Origin of the sequence: Dactylosporangium sp. CA-139066 (genome assembly GCF_050936175.1) — a bacterium.
Lineage (GTDB): Bacteria > Actinomycetota > Actinomycetes > Mycobacteriales > Micromonosporaceae > Dactylosporangium.
Window position 1 is genome coordinate 443,136 of record NZ_JBNJNH010000002.1, and the last position, 17,899, is coordinate 461,034.

Genomic DNA, 17,899 nt, shown 5'->3' on the forward strand with positions numbered 1-17,899 from the left:
ACGCTTTGGTACGCGTTCTGTTCCTCGGGGGGCTGGGTCGAAGCGGCACCACGCTGCTGGAACGCCTTCTGGGGGAACTGCCCGGCGTGCGCCCGCTCGGGGAGGTCGTGCACCTGTGGGAGCGCGACATCGCCGGCGACGAGCGCTGCGCGTGCGGCACCCACTTCTCCGAGTGCGACTTCTGGCAGGCCGTCGGCGAGAAGGCGTTCGGCGGCTGGCAGCACGTCGACGTCTGGCGGGTGCTCGCCCTCAAGCACGCGGTCGAGCGGACCCGGCACATCCCGAAGCTGGCCAGCGTGCGGATGAGCCCGGCGCATCGGCTGCTCGTCGAGGAGTACGCCGACTGGTACGCCCGCCTCTACGAGGCCGCCGCGATCGTCTCCGGCGCCGATGTGCTCGTCGACTCCTCCAAGCACGCGGCGCTCGCCTACTGCCTGCGCTTCGCCCCGAGCATCGACCTGCGCGTCGTGCACATGGTCCGCGACAGCCGCGGGGTGGCGTACTCCTGGACGAAGAAGGTCTCCCGCCCGGAGACCGACAACGCCGAGGAGATGACGCGGTACTCTCCGGGCCGCTCGGCCCTGCTGTGGAACGCGCACAACGTCGCGTTCTCGGCGCTGCACCGCTGCGGCGTGCCGGTGAAGCGGGTGCGGTACGAGGAGTTGCTGGACGAGCCGACCAAGGTGCTGGGCGACCTGTCCGACTTCATCGACATCAAGCCCGGCGAGATGGGCTTCGTGCGCGACGGCGTGGCCCACCTCGGCACCTGCCACAGCGCCGCCGGCAACCCGATGCGCTTCACCGTCGGCCCGGTGGCCCTGCGCCGCGACGACGCCTGGCGCACGGCGCTGCCGGGGCGGCAGCGGCGGGTCGTGAGCGCGCTGACCGCTCCCCTGCTCGGCGCGTACGGCTACCGGGGCGCGCGATGAGCGCCGGCGCCCACTGGCCGAGCGTCGGCGTCGTGATCCCGACGCGCAACCGCCCCGAACTGCTCCGGCGCGCGGTGGCCGGGATCGTGGCGCAGGACTACCCCGGGCCGGTGCGCACCATCGTGGTGTTCGACCAGCACGAGACCGACGCGAGCCTGTGCCGCGGCGGCGAGCGCCCGCTCGACGTGCTGCCCAACCTGCGCCGGCCGGGGCTGGCCGGCGCGCGCAACACCGGCATCGTCGCGCTCGACACGGACCTGGTCGCGTTCTGCGACGACGACGACGTGTGGCTGCCCACGAAGCTGCGCCGGCAGGTGCACGCCCTGCAGCAGCGCCCGCAGGCGGAGTTCTGCACGTCGGCGATCGAGGTCGAGTTCGCCGACCGGCTGACCCCGCGGCTGGCCGGCGCGTCGCTGGTTGGCCTCGACGACCTGGTCCGCTCGCGGATGTCGATGCTGCACTCCTCGACGTTCCTGGTCCGCCGCTCCGCGTTCGCCCGGGGTGAGCTGGGCCTGGTCGCCGAGGACGCCCCGGGCAGCCAGAACGAGGACTGGGACCTGCTGCTGCGGGCGGTCAAGCGCGGCGAGATCGTCCACGTCGACGAGCCGCTCGTGCGCGTGCTGTGGGGGCGGTCGTCGCTGTTCGCGTACGAGTACGCCACCAAGATGGCCTCCCTACGCTGGATGATGGGCCGCCACCCCGAGATCGCCGCGTCCACGACCGGCGCCGGCCGCGTGTACGGGCAGCTCGCCTGCTGGTCGGCGGCGACCGGCAACCGCCGCGACGCGTGGCGGTGGACGAAGGCGGCGATGCGCTCCAACTGGCGCGAGCCGCGCGCGGCGATCGCCCTGGCCGCCGTGACCGGCGTCGTCAAGGTCGAAAGCGTGCTCGGAGCCCTCCACCGGAGGGGCCGCGGGATCTAGGCTCGTCGCCATGAGGCTTCACGTTCGGGTGCACGGCGGCGACCTCACGAAGACCCCATTCCTGCTCGTACACGGGCTGTCGTCGAACGCGCGGCTCTGGGACGGGGTGGCCGGCCACCTGGTGGCGGCGGGCCACCCCGCGTACGCGGTCGATCTGCGCTCCCACGGCGAGTCGCCCAGCCCGCCCGACGGCTACGACACCGCGACCGCCGCCGCCGATCTCGATGCGCTGCTGGGCGAGCTCGCCCTGCCGCCCGCCGTCGTGGCCGGTCAGTCCTGGGGCGGCAATGTCGTCGTACAACTGGCGGCCCGGCACCCCGAACGCGTGCACGGCCTGGCCCTCGTCGACGGGGGCTGGATCAACCTCGCCGCGCAGTTCCCCGACTGGGAGTCGTGCGCGGCGCGGCTGCGCCCGCCGGACGTGACCGGCCTCACCGCCGCCCACCTGCGCGAGCGCCTGCGATCCGGTCATCCGGACTGGGAGCCCTGGGCGATCGAGGCGACGATCTTCAACCTGGCCACCGGGCCGGACGACCGCCTCAGCCGCCGGCTGCCGATCCCGCAGCACATGCAGATCGTGCGCAGCATGTGGGACGACCCGCCGCAGCAGTACTTCGGCCGCATCGACGCCCCGGTCCTCGCAATCCCCGCCGGCAGCAAGACGCCCGACCTGGCCGGGCTGCGCGACGTGAAGATCCGCCCGTACCCCGGCGGCGACCACGACCTGCACGCCCAGCACCCCGCGTCCGTCGCGGCCGACCTGCTGAGCCTCGCATGAGCGGGCTGCTGGTGATCATGGGCTCCGGCGAGACCGCGCCCACGATGGTCAAGCCGCACCGGGAGATCTTCCAGCGCTGCGGTGACCGCCCGGCCGTGCTGATCGACACGCCGTACGGCTTCCAGGAAAACGCCGACGACATCTCCGCCAAGGCCGTCAAGTACTTCGCCGACAGCACCGGCCGGCAGCTCAGCGTCGTCGGCTGGCGCACCGCACCCGAGCCCGGCCTCCCGCGGGAGCGCGCGCTGGCCGTCCTGCGCGAGGCCGGCTGGCTGTTCGCCGGGCCGGGGAGCCCGACCTATGCCCTGCGGCAGTGGACGGATACAGAGTTCCCAGGTGTACTCGCTGAGGCCCTCGGCACGGGAAAGGTCGTCTGCTTCGCAAGCGCCGCGGCGCTGACCCTCGGCTCGCACACGATCCCGGTGTACGAGATCTACAAGGCCGGCACCGACCCGCACTGGGTCCCCGGCCTCGACCTGTTCCACCAGGTCACCGGCCTGCCCGCGGTGCTCATTCCGCATTATGACAACGCCGAGGGCGGCCACCACGACACCCGCTTCTGCTACCTCGGCGAGCGGCGCCTGTCCGCCCTGGAGCCCACGCTGCCGCCCGACGCCTTCATCATCGGCATCGACGAGCACACGGCCGGCCTGTTCGACCTGGCCGCCCGGACGGTCCGGGTCGTCGGCAACGGCGGCCTGACCCTGCGCCGCGCGGGCGTCTCGCAGTGGTGGCCGGCCGGCACCACGCTGCCGTTCGACGCCTTCACCGACGGCTCGTCGTTCGCCCCCGCCGCTCCCGCCGCGCCGGCCGCCGCCGACCGCGATGACCCGCTCCCGCTCACCTCGCTGGCCGCGTCGACGCTGGCCACGACGGCCCGCTTCGACGCCTGCCACGAGGCCCGCGACGCCGACGGTTGCGTGGCCGCCGCGCTCGACCTGGAGCAGGCCCTGCAGGACTGGATCGCCGACACGGACGTCTCCGACGAGCGCGAGCAGGCCCGCTCGGCTTTGCGCCAGATGCTCGTGCGCCTGGGTTCGTTCGCGGGGCCGGACCGCTTTACGCCCCTGGTGTCCGCTTTGGTCGAACTGCGCACTTCGGCGCGTACCGCCAAGGACTGGTCTTTGAGCGACACTCTGCGCGACGCGCTGGCGTCGGCGGGCGTCACGATCCAGGACACCCCCTCGGGCCCGTCCTGGTCTCTTTAGTGGTTTGCGTCACGAAATGTCCGGCCGCTTCGCTAGGCCGAATATTTCGGACATTTCATGATATTGAGTGATCGTGGGAAGCCTTGGCGGCGGACGGTCGACGGGGGGCCGACCGGGGTTGGGCCGCGGATGCAGTACGCTCGTACTGCTAAGCGATGCCGGGGACTTTGCACGTCCGTCGGTGGAGCACAGCGAAGAGTGCTGGAATCAGCGAGGACTGCCCACGGCGGCGGAGACCCCCAGGCAGCGCGAGAGGAGCGCCCGGCCGATGGCGAAGATCAAGGTAAACAACCCTGTCGTCGAGCTCGACGGCGACGAGATGACCCGGATCATCTGGAAGCAGATCCGCGAGCAGCTGATCCTGCCGTACCTCGACGTCGATCTGAAGTACTACGACCTGTCGATCGAGTACCGCGACCAGACCGACGACCAGGTCACGGTCGACGCGGCGAACGCCATCAAGGAGCACGGCGTCGGGGTCAAGTGCGCGACGATCACGCCGGACGAGGCGCGCGTCGAGGAGTTCTCGCTCAAGAAGATGTGGCGCTCGCCGAACGGCACGATCCGCAACATCCTCGGCGGCGTGGTCTTCCGCGAGCCGATCATCATGTCGAACGTGCCGCGGCTGGTCCCCGGCTGGACCAAGCCGATCATCATCGGCCGTCACGCACATGGCGACCAGTACAAGGCGACCGACTTCGTGGTGCCCGGCCCCGGCAAGGTCACCGTGACGTACACCCCGGCCGACGGCGGCGCCCCGATGGAGTTCGAGGTCGCCAACTTCCCCGGCGGCGGCGTGGCCATGGGCATGTACAACTACGACGACTCGATCCGCGACTTCGCGCGCGCGTCGTTCCGCTACGGCCTGGACCGCGGCTACCCGGTGTACCTGTCGACGAAGAACACGATCCTCAAGGCGTACGACGGCCGCTTCAAGGATCTGTTCGCCGAGATCTTCGAGTCCGAGTTCAAGGACGAGTTCGCGAAGGCGGGCATCACCTACGAGCACCGCCTCATCGACGACATGGTCGCCGCGGCCCTGAAGTGGGAGGGCGGCTTCGTCTGGGCGGCGAAGAACTACGACGGCGACGTGCAGTCGGACACCGTGGCGCAGGGCTTCGGCTCGCTCGGCCTCATGACCAGCGTGCTGATGACCCCCGACGGCAAGACCGTCGAGGCCGAGGCCGCGCACGGCACCGTCACGCGCCACTACCGCCAGTGGCAGAAGGGCGAGAAGACGTCGACCAACCCGATCGCGTCGATCTTCGCCTGGACGCGCGGCCTCGCCCACCGTGGCAAGGTCGACGGCACCCCCGAGGTCACGAACTTCGCCAACACCCTCGAGCAGGTCTGCATCGACACCGTCGAGTCCGGCCAGATGACGAAGGACCTGGCGCTGCTGATCTCGCGCGACGCCCCGTGGCTGACCACGGACGAGTTCATGAACGCGCTGGACCAGAACCTCTCGAAGCGCCTCGGCGCCTGATCCACGACCACTGCACCGGCCCCGCCCTCGCACAGGGGGTGGGGCCGCTGTCGTCCTCTCCCCCGAACTTGCTCAGCCGAGGCGCCCATCGTCGATGCGTGGGCCGCGGAGTCGGCGACGGCGCTGGCCTTCTTGGTCGGCACCTGGCAGACGCACCGGCTCGGCCTGTGCTCGGCCGACGCCTGCGACGCGTACTACCTCGCCGCCGCTTCTGTTCGCTCGCCTGTCAGAACAGAGCGAAGTCGGCCGCTTACCGTCAGAAGCGCCGCCACCAGCCCGGATGAAAATCGTCGTACCCACCCGTCATCCTGTCCTCGTGAACCTCCTCGCACGCGCCGCAGGCATCGTCGTCATCGGACTCGGCATGGTCGCCACCATCGCCGGGCTGGCGCTGCCGTGGACGATGACCGGCGGCCGGCACCCCGACCTGGTCACCATCGCCGGGATCGCGTTCCTCGGGCCGCTGTTGAGCGCGCTGTGCGTGGCGTATGCGCGCACCGAGCCGCGCCGGTCGCGGCGGATCGGCGCGGTGGCGGCGGTAGCCGGGCTGGCCGCGGCGGTGATCGCGGCGGCGCTGGCGCGGCTGGTCGAGCCGAGCGCGGGCATCGGCCTCGGCGGCCCGGTCACGGTGGTCGGATCCGCGCTGCTCGTCGTGGGCTGGGCGACGCTGGTGGTCACGGGCGCGGGCAAGCTGCCGGGGCGCGACTGGCGGCCGTGGGCCGGGGTCGGCGGGGTCGTGGTCGTGCTGCTGATCGCCGGCGGGCTCGCCGTCGACTGGGCCCGCGAGGGGCGGTTCGTCGACGCCACGACGGTCGGGGCCGCGCCCGCGACGCAGGCGGTCGTCACCTCGCTGCCGTACACCGGCGTGGAGCTGGTCGGTGTGCAGGGAGATTTGGCGGTACTGCGCGGTGCCGACGGAATCCGCGCGGTGTGGCTCGGCAACGGCGCGACGGCCTGGCAGTATCTGCGCTCCGACCTGCCCAGCCAGGCGGCCGGGCTGGTCGACGACGGCGTGGTGGTGGCGTTCGGCACCGATGACGGCGTGCTCGTGACCGGCCTCGATGCGGCGACCGGGGCGCAGCGGTTCTCCCAGCGCTACCAGTCGGGCAAGGTCGCGACCGTGCGGGCCGCGGGCCGCACGGCGGTGCTGTCGGGCACCGGCGTCGGCGTCGGCGACCTGCTCGGGCTCGACGCGCGGACCGGCGCGCAACGCTGGCGGTGGACGCCGGCCCGCGACGGCGCCGCCTGCGACGTGACCGACCTGGCCGGCACGGCCGATACGATCGCGGTCGCGATGCGCTGCCGCGCGCAGGGCGTCGACGACGTGGCCGTCGGCCTGGCCGCGGCGGACGGCGTGGAGCGCTGGTCGTGGCACGCGATCCAGCGGGGCAGCAGCGAGCTCCGGGTGTATTCCATGGGCGCCGGCTTCGTCACGCTGACGGGCGCGGCGCCACAGCGGGCCACCTACATGGACGCGATCACCGGCTCGGTCGGCGCCCGCCACGACGCGGTGGGCACGCTCTCCGTGGCCGCCGGCCCGAGCCTGATCTACGCCGACCCCGGCAGCGCCCAGGCCCACCTGACCGCGGTCGAGGCCCGCACGGGCGCCAAGCAGTGGGACGTGAGCCTGGCCGGCCTCGGCGGCGACCAGCCGGTCGCCGGCGTGGCGGCCGACGGCCACGCCTACGTGCTGTGGCGCAGCCGGGCCGGCGCGCTGCGCCTGCTGACCGTCGCCACGAAGGACGGCGCGACCCAGGAGGAGCGCGCGATCGCGTGCAACACCCGCTGCCCGCAAGCCTTCGTCGCCGCGTCGGGCGCCCACGCCGTGATCGCCACTCGAGAGGAGAAGGCCACGCAGCTGTACCTGAGCATCACCTGACCCGACACGGCCCGCACCGGCCGCAGTATCGCCCGGAAGCAAGCACCGCACGGCCACCCGAAGCGCGGCCCGCGCCGGGCGCACAGCAGGCACCGCGCGGCCGCCCTGGAGCAAACGCCACCCAAGGCGTCGGCTAGCGCAGGCGGGACAAGGCCGCGACCGGGCTACCGGCGCGTCTAGCCGGCGTGTGCGACCTTGTTGGCCGGCGGGCGCCGCGAGCCCGAACGGCGACGCCCTCCGCCGCGCGTCCGGCTCGCCCGGTTCCCCGGGCTTCAACGAGAGGCCGCGCCGTGACCACCATCAACGGGCGACCGCGACAGACGTTCCGAGCAGCCCGACCGCGACGGACTCCTACGAGCGGACGTGCCGCGACCGCCACCATGGGCGGCGACGACCGCGACGGACTTCTGGGAACCGCCGCACCGCGAGGCGACCGACGCTGCCGTGGCGTGACGGGCCCGGGAGCGCGAGTGCGGCGCTCCCGGGCGCGGCGCCACGAGCACAAGGGCAGAGCGGCGAACTATGCCGTGAGCTGGCGTTCCGCGAGTTCGACGACGTTGGTCAGGAGCATGGCCCTCGTCATTGGGCCCACGCCGCCGGGCATCGGGGCCAAGTACCCGGCCACCTCGGCCACGTCGGGTGCCACGTCGCCGACCAGGCGGGCCTTTCCCGACTCGTCCACCACGCGGGTTACGCCCACATCGAGGACCGCGGCGCCGGGCTTCACCATGTCGCGGGTCAGCAAGGCGGCGGAGCCGGCGGCGACGACCACGATGTCGGCGGTTCGCGTGTGGGAGGCCAGGTCGCGGGTGCCGGTGTGGCACAGCGTGACCGTGGCGTTCTCGGACTTGCGGGTGAAGATCAGGCCCAGCGGGCGGCCGGCGGTGGTGCCGCGGCCGATGGCCGTCACCTCGGCGCCGTTGATCGGGATGTCGTAGCGGCGCAGGAGCTCGACGATGCCGTTCGGGGTGCACGGCAGCGGGGCCGGGATGTTCAGGACCAGGCGGCCCAGGTTCGTGGGGTGCAGGCCGTCGGCGTCCTTGTCCGGGTCGATCTGCTGCAGGATGCGCTGCTCGTCGAGGCCCTTCGGCAACGGCAGCTGCACGATGTAGCCCGTGCACGCGGGGTCGGCGTTCAGGGACGCCACCGCGGACTCCACTTCGGACTGGGTGGCGGTGGCGGGCAGATCGCAGCGGATCGAGGCTATGCCGACCTCGGCGCAGTCGCGGTGCTTGCCGGCCACGTAGGCGTGACTACCGGGATCGTCGCCGACCAGGATCGTGCCCAGGCCGGGCACTATGCCGGCGGCCTTCAGCGAACTCACGCGGGCACGCAGTTCGTCCTTTATGGCGGTCGCCGTTGCCTTACCGTCGAGAATCGTTGCCGTCACGGCTTCCGATCCTGCCATTAGAGTTCAGTGCGTGCTTGTCCGGCGCGGGGTAGTAGCCCTTCTCACCCTGATCACGTTGACCGCGTGTGGCGATTCTGCCACTCCGCCCAGCGAACCGCAGCCCGTCGTGGGGGCGAGCGAGAGCCAGGGGCGGCAGGTCGACGGGGAGCCGGGGGCCGTCGCGGGGCTGGGGAGCAGGGGGGCCTCGCCCGCGGCCAGCGCCAAGAACCAGACGGCGCAGGCCGCCGCGTTCGTGCAGAAGCTGCCGGGGACGTTCGGGATCATCATCCGGGACCGCGTGACCGGCAACGTGTGGAAGGCCGGTGACACCCGGGCGACGACCTGGACGGCCTCGACGATCAAGCTCGCGATCGCCACCGACCTGCTCGAACGTAATCAGGCCAAGCTCATCACGCTCGACGCCACCGATCGCGCGAACCTGGACAAGGCGCTGATCAACTCGGACAACGATGCGGCCACGGCACTGTGGAACAGGTACGACGGGGCCGGGATGCTCGAGCGCTTCCGGTCCAGGTTCGGGATGAGCAGCCTGGCCGTTGTCGAGGGCATGGACACGTTCTGGCGCAACCTTCGGTGCAGTGCCGAAGACCTGCAAAACCTGATGTCGTACGTCCTGGAGAAAACCGACGGCACCAGCCGGGCCTACCTCGTGACGACCCTGCGCAAGGTGGCGAGCAACCAGCACTGGGGGGTCTGGGCGGCCGGGTCCGGGTTCAAGCCGGGCAACAAGGACGGGTGGGTGGAGAAGCCGGTCAACGGCAAGAACGTGTGGATGACGCACACCGTCGGGTTCGCCGGGGACGGCGAGCGCTACGTGGTGTCGGCCATGTACGAGCAGCCGCCGGGCGGGACCCTGGAAAAGGGGGCGCACGCGGTGAGCGACGCGGTGGCGACGTACTTCGGGGCAAAGGTGCCGGCCCCCGTCACGCTGCCGTGACGAAGGCCGACGACCCGGCGTAGGACCGGCGCCGCCGGAGCGAAGCTCCCCCCGGGCGAGCGCGGCGAGCCGGCTAACACAGCCGGCCCCCGTCACGCTGCCGTGGCGAGGGCCGGGCGCACAGCCGTCTAGTGGTAGAAGTGGCGGGTGCCGGTGAAGTACATCGTGACGCCGGCCGCCTTCGCCGCCTCGATCGTCAGCTCGTCGCGGATCGAGCCGCCGGGCTGCACGATCGCGCGGATGCCGGCGTCCATCAGGGTCTGCGGGCCGTCCGGGAACGGGAAGTAGGCGTCGGAGGCCGCCACCGAGCCGGCCGCGCGCTCGCCCGCCCGGGTGATCGCCAGGCGCACCGAGTCCACGCGGTTGACCTGGCCCATGCCGACGCCGACCGCGGCGCCGTCCGCGGCGAGCAGGATCGCGTTGGACTTCACCGAGCGCACGGCGCGCCAGGCGAACTCCAGGTCGCGCAGGGTGTCGGCGTCCGCGGGGGCGCCGGTGACCAGGGTCCAGTGCTTCGGGGAGTCGCCCTCGGCGTCGATGCGGTCCGCCGCCTGCACGAGGACGCCGCCGGAGATCTGGCGGCGCTCGATCGGCTCGGGGCGCCAGGCGGGGGCGCGCAGGACGCGGAGGTTCTTCTTGGCGGTCAGCAGGGCCAGAGCCTCGTCGTCGTACGCCGGGGCGACCACGACCTCCGTGAAGATCTCGGCGATCTGGGCCGCCAGCTCGGCCGTGACCGGGCCGTTCACGGCGATCACGCCGCCGAACGCGCTGACCGGGTCGCAGGCGTGGGCCTTGCGGTGGGCCTCGGCGACGTCGGCGCCGATCGCGATGCCGCACGGGTTGGCGTGCTTGATGACGGCGACGCACGGGTCGGTGAAGTCGTGCACGGAGCGCCAGGCGGCGTCGGCGTCGACGTAGTTGTTGTAGGACATCTCCTTGCCGCCGAGCTGCTCGGCCTGGGCCAGGCCGGGGGCGGCCGCGGGGTCCTCGTAGAGGGCGGCGGACTGGTGCGGGTTCTCGCCGTAGCGCAGCGTGGCCGTCTGGCGCAGCGCGGTGCCGGCGAACTGCTGGTCGTCGCGGGCGAACCAGGCGGCGACGGCGACGTCGTACTCCGCGATGTGCGCGAACGCCTGCGCGGCCAGCCCGCGGCGCTCGTCCAGCGTGAAGCCGCCGTCGGCCACGGCCTGCAGTACCGCTGCGTAGGAAGCCGGCGAGGTGACCACGGCGACGCTGGCGAAGTTCTTGGCCGCCGCGCGGACCATGGCCGGGCCGCCGATGTCGATCTGTTCGACGCACTCGTCGTCGGAGGCGCCGGAGGCGACCGTCTCGGTGAACGGGTACAGGTTGGAGACCAGCAGCTCGAACGGCTCGATGCCCAGCTCGGCCAGCTGCGCGGCGTGGGTCTCCAGGCGCAGGTCGGCGAGCAGGCCGGCGTGCACGCGCGGGTGCAGGGTCTTGACCCGGCCGTCCAGCGTCTCCGGGAAGCCGGTGAGCTGCTCGACCCGCGTCACCTGGAGGCCGAGCGCCTCGATGCGGCCGGCGGTGGACCCGGTGGAGACGAGCTCGACGCCGGCCCCGGCCAGCGCGCGCGCCAGCTCCTCGAGCCCGGTCTTGTCGTAGACGCTGATGAGCGCGCGCCTGATTGGACGGCGGTTAGCCACGGCCCAGCCTGACCTTTCGTTCGTTGACGGTCCAGCCCTCGCGCGCCATCCGCCCGACCGTGTCGACCAGCTGGCGGCGCTCGGCTTCCTTGATCCGCTCCAGGAGCGTGTCCTCCGTGTCCTCGTCGAGGACCGGCACCGCGACCTGCGCGATGATCGCCCCGGTGTCGACGCCGCTGTCGACGAAGTGCAGCGTGGCGCCGGCGAGCTTCACGCCGTACGCGAGTGCGTCGCGCGGGCCGTGGATACCCGGAAACGCCGGGAGCAAAGCGTTGTGTGTGTTGATGTAACGGCCCTCGAACCGGCCGAGGAACCGCGGGCCGACGAGCTTCAGGAACCCGGCCGAGACGACCAGGTCGGGCTCGAACTCGCTGACCCGCGACAGCAGGGCCTCGTCCCACTCGTCGCGCGTGGCGAAGTCACCCACTCGGACAACGAACGTGGGCACGCCCCGGCGCTCCGCCCGGGCCAGGCCCTCGATGGCGGGGCGGTCGGCGCCGACCGCGACGACCGCGGCGCCGTACGACGGGTCCTCGGCGGCGTCGAGCAAGGCCTGCAGGTTTGACCCGGAACCGGACACGAGCACGACAAGCCGAACTGTCACCACGAAACTGTATCGACCGGGTCCGCCCAGCTCAGCGGCGGGCCTGTCCGCATTCTGCATAAAAACAGACAAATGCCGGCGACATGTAGTCCGGACTTGATCGGGGCAAGTAGGCTGCCGTGGTTCCGTATCCCCCCGGGATTACCCTGGTGCGACCACCACGTACCAGGAAACGTCCTCAGCCTTAGGAGCCATAGCCATGGGCTACCCACCACCGGGCCAGGATCCGTACGGGCAGCAGCCCGGCCAGGACCCCTACGGCCAGCAGCCTCAATACGGCCAGCCGCAGTACGGCCAGCCCCAGTACGGCCAGCCGCAGCAGCCCGCGTACCAGGACCCCTACGCGCAGCCGCAGCAGCCCGCGTACCAGGACCCCTACGCGCAGCCGCAGCAGCCGGCCTACCAGGACCCGTATGCGCAGCAGCCGCCGGTCTCCGGCACGCCGTACCCGACCTCGGGTGGCGGATACCCGACCTCCGGCGGGGCATACCCCACCTCCGGCGGCGCCTACCCGGCGGCCGGCTTCGGCCCGGCGGGCCCGCAGCCGCAGAACACGCTCGGCCTCGTCGGCATGATCCTGGGCATCGCCTCGATCCCGATGATGTGCTGCTACATCGGCCTGCCGCTGGGCATCGCCGGCGTCGTGCTCGGCTACCTGGGCCTCAACAAGGTGAAGCAGGGCCTGGCCAACAACCGCGGCATGGCGCTCGCCGGCATCATCTGCGGTGCCATCGGCGCCGGCCTTGAGCTGCTGTGGCTGATCCTGGTCTTCGGCCTCAACATGGCGAACCTGACCTACTACTAATAGGTCCGGTTCGCGAAGAGGGGCGCGCGAGCTACTCGCGCGCCCTTTTCGCGCGCAGGGCCAGCTTGGTCGCGGTCGTCGACAGCAGCGTGCCGATCGAGATCATGAACAGCGCGACGAAGCCGACCGCCCCGGCGTGCGGGCCGACGTCGGCGAGGCCGCCGGCGCCGAGCGAGCCGCTGGCCGCGGCGCACACGAGCGCGAGCAGCACCCCGGCCACCGGTCCGGCCAGCGCGGCCGCGCCGAGCAGCGGCAGCCACGGGCGGTCGGCGTCGTTGCGCAGCGACCGCCGGGCCAGCAGCCAGCCCGCGACGAGGGCCGCGGCCAGGGGCAGGCCGAGCAGCAGCGGCGCATAGCCGGTCGCCGGGGTCGAGGGAAGACCGGCCAGCAGTGGTACCGCGGGCAGGGGCCCCACCGACACGTGCGCCGCGCTGATGAACGTCTCCGACCCGATTGTGAAGCCGGGCCCGACGAGGTAGCTGGCCGCCCACGCGGTGACGTCCGGGGCGAAGAACCCGCAGACCACGACGAGGCCGACCTGCCCGGCGATCCCCGTGTGGTAGTCGTCGATGATCTGGCTCGCGTCGCCGCCGCTGAACGCGACCGCCATGCCGGTCGTGGCCGCCCCCGCCCCGAGCACGAGCAGCGCGGCGACGGCGCCGGTGCGGGTGGCGTCACGGATCACCCGGGGCGTGCGCCCGGCCAGCCGGGCGATCCCGCGGGCCTCGGCAAACGCGCCGAGCGAGCCGCCGGCCAGGCCGAACGCGGCGAAGGTAAGGGCGGCGCGGACCGCGGAGGCCTCGAGGCCCTGGTCGCCGAGGGCGAACGCGGCGGCGGTGCCGAGCGCGGCGTAGACGACGCCGACGGCGAGGCCGGCACGGGCGGCCGGCCACGGCGACCAGGGGCGGCCGCGGTGGTGGGCCCGGGCGCCGACGGCGCGGGCGGTGTGCACGCCGGCGCGGTACACCCGCCAGGCGGCGATGAGGGTGAGCCCCAGCGGGGCGAGGGAGACCGGGCCGATGCTGGTCTGCAGCGGTACCCAGTGGGCGAGCAGCCAGCCGGCGACGCCGAGGCGGAGCACCTGCCCGAACGGGGTGCCACCGCTGTCCATGGCGAAGAGGAGCCAGACCACGACGGCGGTCGGCAGCAGCGAGACGAGCGCCGCCCACAGCGAGTTGACCACGGCGGCGAGCGCCAGCGGGGCGCGCCGGGCGGGGCGGCGGGACGGGTCCTTGCCGCGGACCGAGCGCCGCTGGATCGGCAGGCGGACGGTCTCGCGGTCGGCGAGCCGGGTCTGCGCCCCGTCGTCGTGTTCGTCTGGGGTGGTCGGCATCGGCATTCACTTTGCCAAAGTCGGGACGGCCGGTCACTAACCCCGGCCGTCCGGACTTCGCGGCATATAGCGCGGTGACGGCGTCACCGCGGGTGCCTTACAGCGCGGTGACGATGTCCCGCATGAGGTTGGCGGTCTCCGTCGGCGTCTTGCCGACGGCGACGCCGGCCGCCTCCAGCGCGAGCTTCTTGGCGTCGGCGGTGCCCGCCGAGCCCGAGATGATCGCGCCGGCGTGCCCCATCGTCTTGCCGGGCGGGGCGGTGAAGCCGGCGATGTAGCCGACCACCGGCTTGCGCACGTTGGACTTGATGAAGTCGGCGGCGCGCTCCTCGGCGTCGCCGCCGATCTCGCCGATCATGACGATCGCCGCGGTCTCCGGGTCGGCCTCGAACGCGGCGAGCGCGTCGATGTGCGTGGTGCCGATGACCGGGTCGCCGCCGATGCCGATGGCCGTCGAGAAGCCGATGTCGCGCAGTTCATACATCATCTGGTACGTCAACGTGCCCGACTTGCTGACCAGGCCGATCTTGCCCGGGCCGGTGATGTCGGCCGGGATGATGCCGGCGTTGGACTTGCCGGGGCTCGCGATGCCGGGGCAGTTGGGGCCGATGATGCGGGTCTTGTTGCCGGTCGCGCAGGCGTGGGCCCAGAACGAGGCGGTGTCGTGCACCGGCACGCCCTCGGTGATCACCACGGCGAGCGGGATCTGCGCGTCGATCGCCTCGAGCGCGGCCGACTTGGTGCCGGCCGGCGGGACGAAGATCACGCTGGTGTCGGCGCCGGTCTGCTCCATCGCCTCGGCGACGCTGGCGAAGACGGGCAGCTTGGTGCCGTCGAAGTCGACCTGCTGGCCCGCCTTGCGCGGGTTGACGCCGCCGACCACGTTGGTGCCCGCGGCGAGCATGCGCCGGGTGTGCTTGGAGCCCTCGGCGCCGGTCATGCCCTGGACGATGACCTTGCTGGACTCGGTCAGCCATACCGCCATGGTCGTTACACCCCACTCGCTGCGAGCTCGGCGGCCCGGCGGGCCGCGCCGTCCATCGTGTCCACCCGCTCGATCAGCGGGTTGGCCGCCTCGTCGAGGATGCGGCGGCCCTCCTCGGCGTTGTTGCCGTCGAGGCGGACGACGAGCGGCTTGGTGACCGCCTCGCCGCGCTCGCTCAGCAGCTGCAGCGCCTGCACGATCCCGTTGGCCACCGCGTCGCAGGCGGTGATGCCGCCGAAGACGTTGACGAAGACGCTCTTGACGTCGGGGTCGCCCAGCACGATCTCCAGGCCGTTGGCCATGACCTGGGCGCTGGCGCCGCCGCCGATGTCGAGGAAGTTGGCGGGCTTGCTGCCCAGCCCCTCGCCGGCGTAGGCGACCACGTCGAGGGTCGACATGACCAGGCCGGCGCCGTTGCCGATGATGCCGACGTTGCCGTCGAGCTTCACGTAGTTGAGGTTCTTCTCCTTGGCCGCCTGCTCGAGGGGGTCGGTCGCGGCCTTGTCCTCCAGCGCCTCGTGGTCGGGCTGGCGGAAGTCGGCGTTCGCGTCGAGCGTCACCTTGGCGTCGAGGCAGAGCACGGTGCCGTCGGTGGTCTTCGCCAGCGGGTTGACCTCGACCAGCGTGGCGTCCTCGGCGACGAACGCCTGCCACAGCTTGACCGCGATCGCCACGACCTGGTCGGCGACGTCGGCCGGGAACTTGGCCTGCTCGACGATCTGCCGCGCGGTCGCCTCGTCGACGCCCTTGACGGCGTCGATGGCGACCTTGGCCACCTTCTCCGGCGCGTCGTGCGCGACGGTCTCGATCTCCATGCCGCCGGCGACGCTGGCGATGCACAGGAACGTGCGGTTCGCGCGGTCGAGCAGGTAGGAGAAGTAGTACTCCTCGGCAATGTCGGCCGTGGTGGTGACCATGACCTTGTGGACCGTGTGGCCCTTGATGTCCATGCCGAGGATGTTGGTCGCGTGCGCGGTCGCCTCGTCGGCGCCCTCCGCCAGCTTGACGCCGCCCGCCTTGCCGCGGCCGCCGACCTTCACCTGGGCTTTGATGACGACCCGGCCGCCGAGCTCCTCGGCGATCGCCCTGGCCTCTTCAGGGGTCTCGGCGACACCGCCGCCAAGCACGGGCAGGCCGTGCTTCGCGAAGAGGGCGCGCCCCTGGTACTCGTACAGGTCCACAGTTGGTCCCGTTCCGTCAACCGTGCCGCCTGCCCCATCGCGAGGACGGCTCAACGGTTCGCAGCCTAGCCGCGCCGCCGTCGGTCAGCTTCGCGTGGGTTCGGCGATGTGCCCGATTCCACTCTGGGCCCACTTCGGCCGCGAATGCTCACTTCCAGGTGACACGGCGGTGAGCGCGTAACCGCCACGGCGGCCCGTCGTTGAGTGCAGTGTCGGCCCGCCCACGGGAAAGCCCGCGGGTAGGGCCGGCACCAAGAACGGCCGATGCCCTGTCGGTCGAGGGGTGGCGGCGGGGCATCGTGCAATAGAGGGGCCGGACGTGTGAGGGGTGCGTCCGGCCCCTCCCTTTGCCTTTTCCGGGTCATTGGCCGCGATCGAGCGCGGACAATTCAGCTTTTGAGGTTTTCCTGAGCCCATTCGACGATCGACTGCGTGGTGGCGCCCGGCGTGAAGATGCGGGCGACGCCGAGCCGCTGCAGCTCGGGCACGTCCTCGTCGGGGATGATGCCGCCGCCGAAGACGGTCACGTCCGCGGCGCCGCGCTCGGCGAGCAGCTCGATGACCCGGCGGAACAGCGTCATGTGCGCGCCGGAGAGCACCGACAGCCCGACGGCGTCGGCGTCCTCCTGGATCGCGGTCTCCACGATCTGTTCGGGCGTCTGGTGCAGCCCGGTGTAGATGACTTCCATGCCGGCGTCGCGCAGCGCGCGGGCGACGATCTTCACGCCTCGATCGTGTCCGTCGAGGCCAGGCTTGGCGATGACGACGCGGGTCCGCGCGCTCATCCTGCCGTCCTCCCTGTCCCTCCTTGTCGGCCCTGGCCGTTCGTGGCGGCCCATGGGCTCGGATCCGCATCGTCGCGGACCCAGTCCGAAGGTACCGCAGCACCTGGAGCGGACGGGCAACGACCGCGCGACGGCCGCGGTTACGCAGAACCAACCGGCCGGGCACAAACGCGCCACCCGTTGTGCGCACTTCTATTCGCATTCGCTTCCGGCGAATACCGGAATACCGCACAATCGCTGCCGAATCGCATTTCGCCGGGAATCGGAGGTTCACCGCGTTGAATGCAAGATCCGCGCCCGCGCAGCTGCGTGCCCGCGCCTTCGCGCAACGCGCGAACTATCGGGGACGGCGCCGCCAGCCCGCGCCGCGGCACCGGTTCCTGGCCCTGCTGACCACGGCCGTCGTGAGCTCGGCGGTGGTCGCGTTGAGCACGGCGGCGGCGCTGCCCGAGCCGCACACCGACGACCTCACGATCGAGTCGGCCGGCAACTACGACGACGTGACCACCCATTCGAGCGACCGGGCGAGCCGGTCGACGTCGTCGCGGGCCGGCCAGCCGGCCCCGGACGTGTGGATCCTGCCGATGCACAAGTACACGCTGACGTCGATGTTCGGGCAGCGCTGGGGGCAACTGCACCCGGGCGTGGACCTCGGGGCGGCCGAGGGTACGCCGTTCACGGCCGTCGCCGCCGGAACCGTGGTGCTGTGCCGGTGGAACGCCGGGTACGGCAACAACGTGATGATCGACCACGGGGGCGGGGTCGTCACCGTCTACGGGCACGCGTCGAAGCTGCTCTGCCACGAGGGCCAGCAGGTACGGGCCGGCGACCGGGTCGCGCTGGTCGGGAACACCGGCCACTCGTTCGGCTCGCACCTACATTTCGAGGTGCGCCAGGACGGCAAGCCGATCGAACCGCTGGCGTTCATGCTCCGCCACGGCGTCGATATCCAGCACCACTCAGAGACCGCGTACTCGTAGGATCTTGGCCACGA

General features: G+C 71.9%; 16 protein-coding genes. 9 read left to right on the top strand and 7 right to left on the bottom strand.

Annotation, left to right across the window (positions count from 1 at the left end; translation table 11 throughout):
* Positions 1 to 5 precede the first annotated feature (5 nt).
* From ACQEVU_RS46670 to ACQEVU_RS46695, 6 genes are all read left to right on the top strand, one after another.
* On the top strand, positions 6 to 929 hold the full coding sequence (locus tag ACQEVU_RS46670; RefSeq protein ID WP_433336216.1) for a sulfotransferase: 924 nt from the start codon (positions 6 to 8) through the stop codon (positions 927 to 929).
* Entirely contained in the window at positions 926 to 1,852 is a 927-nt protein-coding gene (locus ACQEVU_RS46675) for a glycosyltransferase family 2 protein (RefSeq protein WP_433336218.1), read from the top strand. Before ACQEVU_RS46670 ends, ACQEVU_RS46675 begins: the two co-directional genes overlap by 4 nt.
* 10 nt (positions 1,853 to 1,862) lie before the next feature.
* The gene (locus ACQEVU_RS46680; protein ID WP_433336220.1) at positions 1,863 to 2,630 is read left to right on the top strand and encodes an alpha/beta fold hydrolase; all 768 of its coding nucleotides are present in this window, start codon (positions 1,863 to 1,865) and stop codon (positions 2,628 to 2,630) included.
* On the top strand, positions 2,627 to 3,838 hold the full coding sequence (locus tag ACQEVU_RS46685; protein ID WP_433336222.1) for a hypothetical protein: 1,212 nt from the start codon (positions 2,627 to 2,629) through the stop codon (positions 3,836 to 3,838). Before ACQEVU_RS46680 ends, ACQEVU_RS46685 begins: the two co-directional genes overlap by 4 nt.
* A gap of 268 nt (positions 3,839 to 4,106) precedes the next feature.
* Positions 4,107 to 5,324, top strand: coding sequence for an NADP-dependent isocitrate dehydrogenase (locus ACQEVU_RS46690; protein WP_433336224.1), 1,218 nt, complete (start codon positions 4,107 to 4,109; stop codon positions 5,322 to 5,324).
* Between the two features lie 316 nt (positions 5,325 to 5,640).
* Positions 5,641 to 7,203 carry a hypothetical protein gene (locus ACQEVU_RS46695; RefSeq protein ID WP_433336226.1) on the top strand — a complete coding sequence of 521 codons (1,563 nt, stop codon included), beginning with the start codon at positions 5,641 to 5,643 and terminating at the stop codon, positions 7,201 to 7,203.
* A 520-nt stretch (positions 7,204 to 7,723) separates the two neighbouring features.
* On the opposite strand, the gene ACQEVU_RS46700 is transcribed toward ACQEVU_RS46695, so the two are convergent.
* Positions 7,724 to 8,593 (bottom strand): bifunctional methylenetetrahydrofolate dehydrogenase/methenyltetrahydrofolate cyclohydrolase, encoded by an 870-nt coding sequence (locus tag ACQEVU_RS46700; RefSeq protein ID WP_433336228.1) that lies wholly within the window; start codon positions 8,591 to 8,593, stop codon positions 7,724 to 7,726.
* Between the two features lie 127 nt (positions 8,594 to 8,720).
* Here ACQEVU_RS46700 and ACQEVU_RS46705 point away from each other — a divergent pair, with 127 nt between their 5' ends.
* Positions 8,721 to 9,551: a serine hydrolase gene (locus ACQEVU_RS46705; RefSeq protein ID WP_433336230.1), complete on the top strand. Its 831-nt coding sequence runs from the start codon at positions 8,721 to 8,723 to the stop codon at positions 9,549 to 9,551.
* A 128-nt stretch (positions 9,552 to 9,679) separates the two neighbouring features.
* On the opposite strand, the gene purH is transcribed toward ACQEVU_RS46705, so the two are convergent.
* A complete protein-coding gene (purH, locus tag ACQEVU_RS46710; protein ID WP_433336232.1) occupies positions 9,680 to 11,212 on the bottom strand; it encodes a bifunctional phosphoribosylaminoimidazolecarboxamide formyltransferase/IMP cyclohydrolase in 1,533 nt (510 codons plus the stop codon).
* Positions 11,205 to 11,816, bottom strand: coding sequence for a phosphoribosylglycinamide formyltransferase (gene purN / locus ACQEVU_RS46715; RefSeq protein ID WP_433336234.1), 612 nt, complete (start codon positions 11,814 to 11,816; stop codon positions 11,205 to 11,207). The genes purH and purN overlap by 8 nt, the downstream gene beginning before the upstream one ends.
* 199 nt (positions 11,817 to 12,015) lie before the next feature.
* Between purN and ACQEVU_RS46720 the strand changes: the two genes are divergently transcribed.
* Positions 12,016 to 12,621, top strand: coding sequence for a DUF4190 domain-containing protein (locus ACQEVU_RS46720; protein ID WP_433336236.1), 606 nt, complete (start codon positions 12,016 to 12,018; stop codon positions 12,619 to 12,621).
* A gap of 31 nt (positions 12,622 to 12,652) precedes the next feature.
* Here ACQEVU_RS46720 and ACQEVU_RS46725 read toward each other — a convergent pair whose 3' ends face one another.
* From ACQEVU_RS46725 to ACQEVU_RS46740, 4 genes are all read right to left on the bottom strand, one after another.
* Positions 12,653 to 13,954, bottom strand: a complete 1,302-nt coding sequence (locus tag ACQEVU_RS46725; RefSeq protein WP_433336238.1) for a cell division protein PerM — start codon at positions 13,952 to 13,954, stop codon at positions 12,653 to 12,655.
* Between the two features lie 97 nt (positions 13,955 to 14,051).
* Positions 14,052 to 14,939: a succinate--CoA ligase subunit alpha gene (gene sucD / locus ACQEVU_RS46730; RefSeq protein ID WP_433336240.1), complete on the bottom strand. Its 888-nt coding sequence runs from the start codon at positions 14,937 to 14,939 to the stop codon at positions 14,052 to 14,054.
* A 5-nt stretch (positions 14,940 to 14,944) separates the two neighbouring features.
* Entirely contained in the window at positions 14,945 to 16,120 is a 1,176-nt protein-coding gene (gene sucC / locus ACQEVU_RS46735; RefSeq protein WP_433336242.1) for an ADP-forming succinate--CoA ligase subunit beta, read from the bottom strand.
* 389 nt (positions 16,121 to 16,509) lie between these two features.
* Positions 16,510 to 16,905, bottom strand: a complete 396-nt coding sequence (locus tag ACQEVU_RS46740; protein ID WP_433336244.1) for a cobalamin B12-binding domain-containing protein — start codon at positions 16,903 to 16,905, stop codon at positions 16,510 to 16,512.
* Positions 16,906 to 17,183: 278 nt separating this feature from the next.
* Between ACQEVU_RS46740 and ACQEVU_RS46745 the strand changes: the two genes are divergently transcribed.
* Positions 17,184 to 17,885: a M23 family metallopeptidase gene (locus tag ACQEVU_RS46745; protein ID WP_433336246.1), complete on the top strand. Its 702-nt coding sequence runs from the start codon at positions 17,184 to 17,186 to the stop codon at positions 17,883 to 17,885.
* The last annotated feature ends 14 nt before the right edge of the window (positions 17,886 to 17,899 follow it).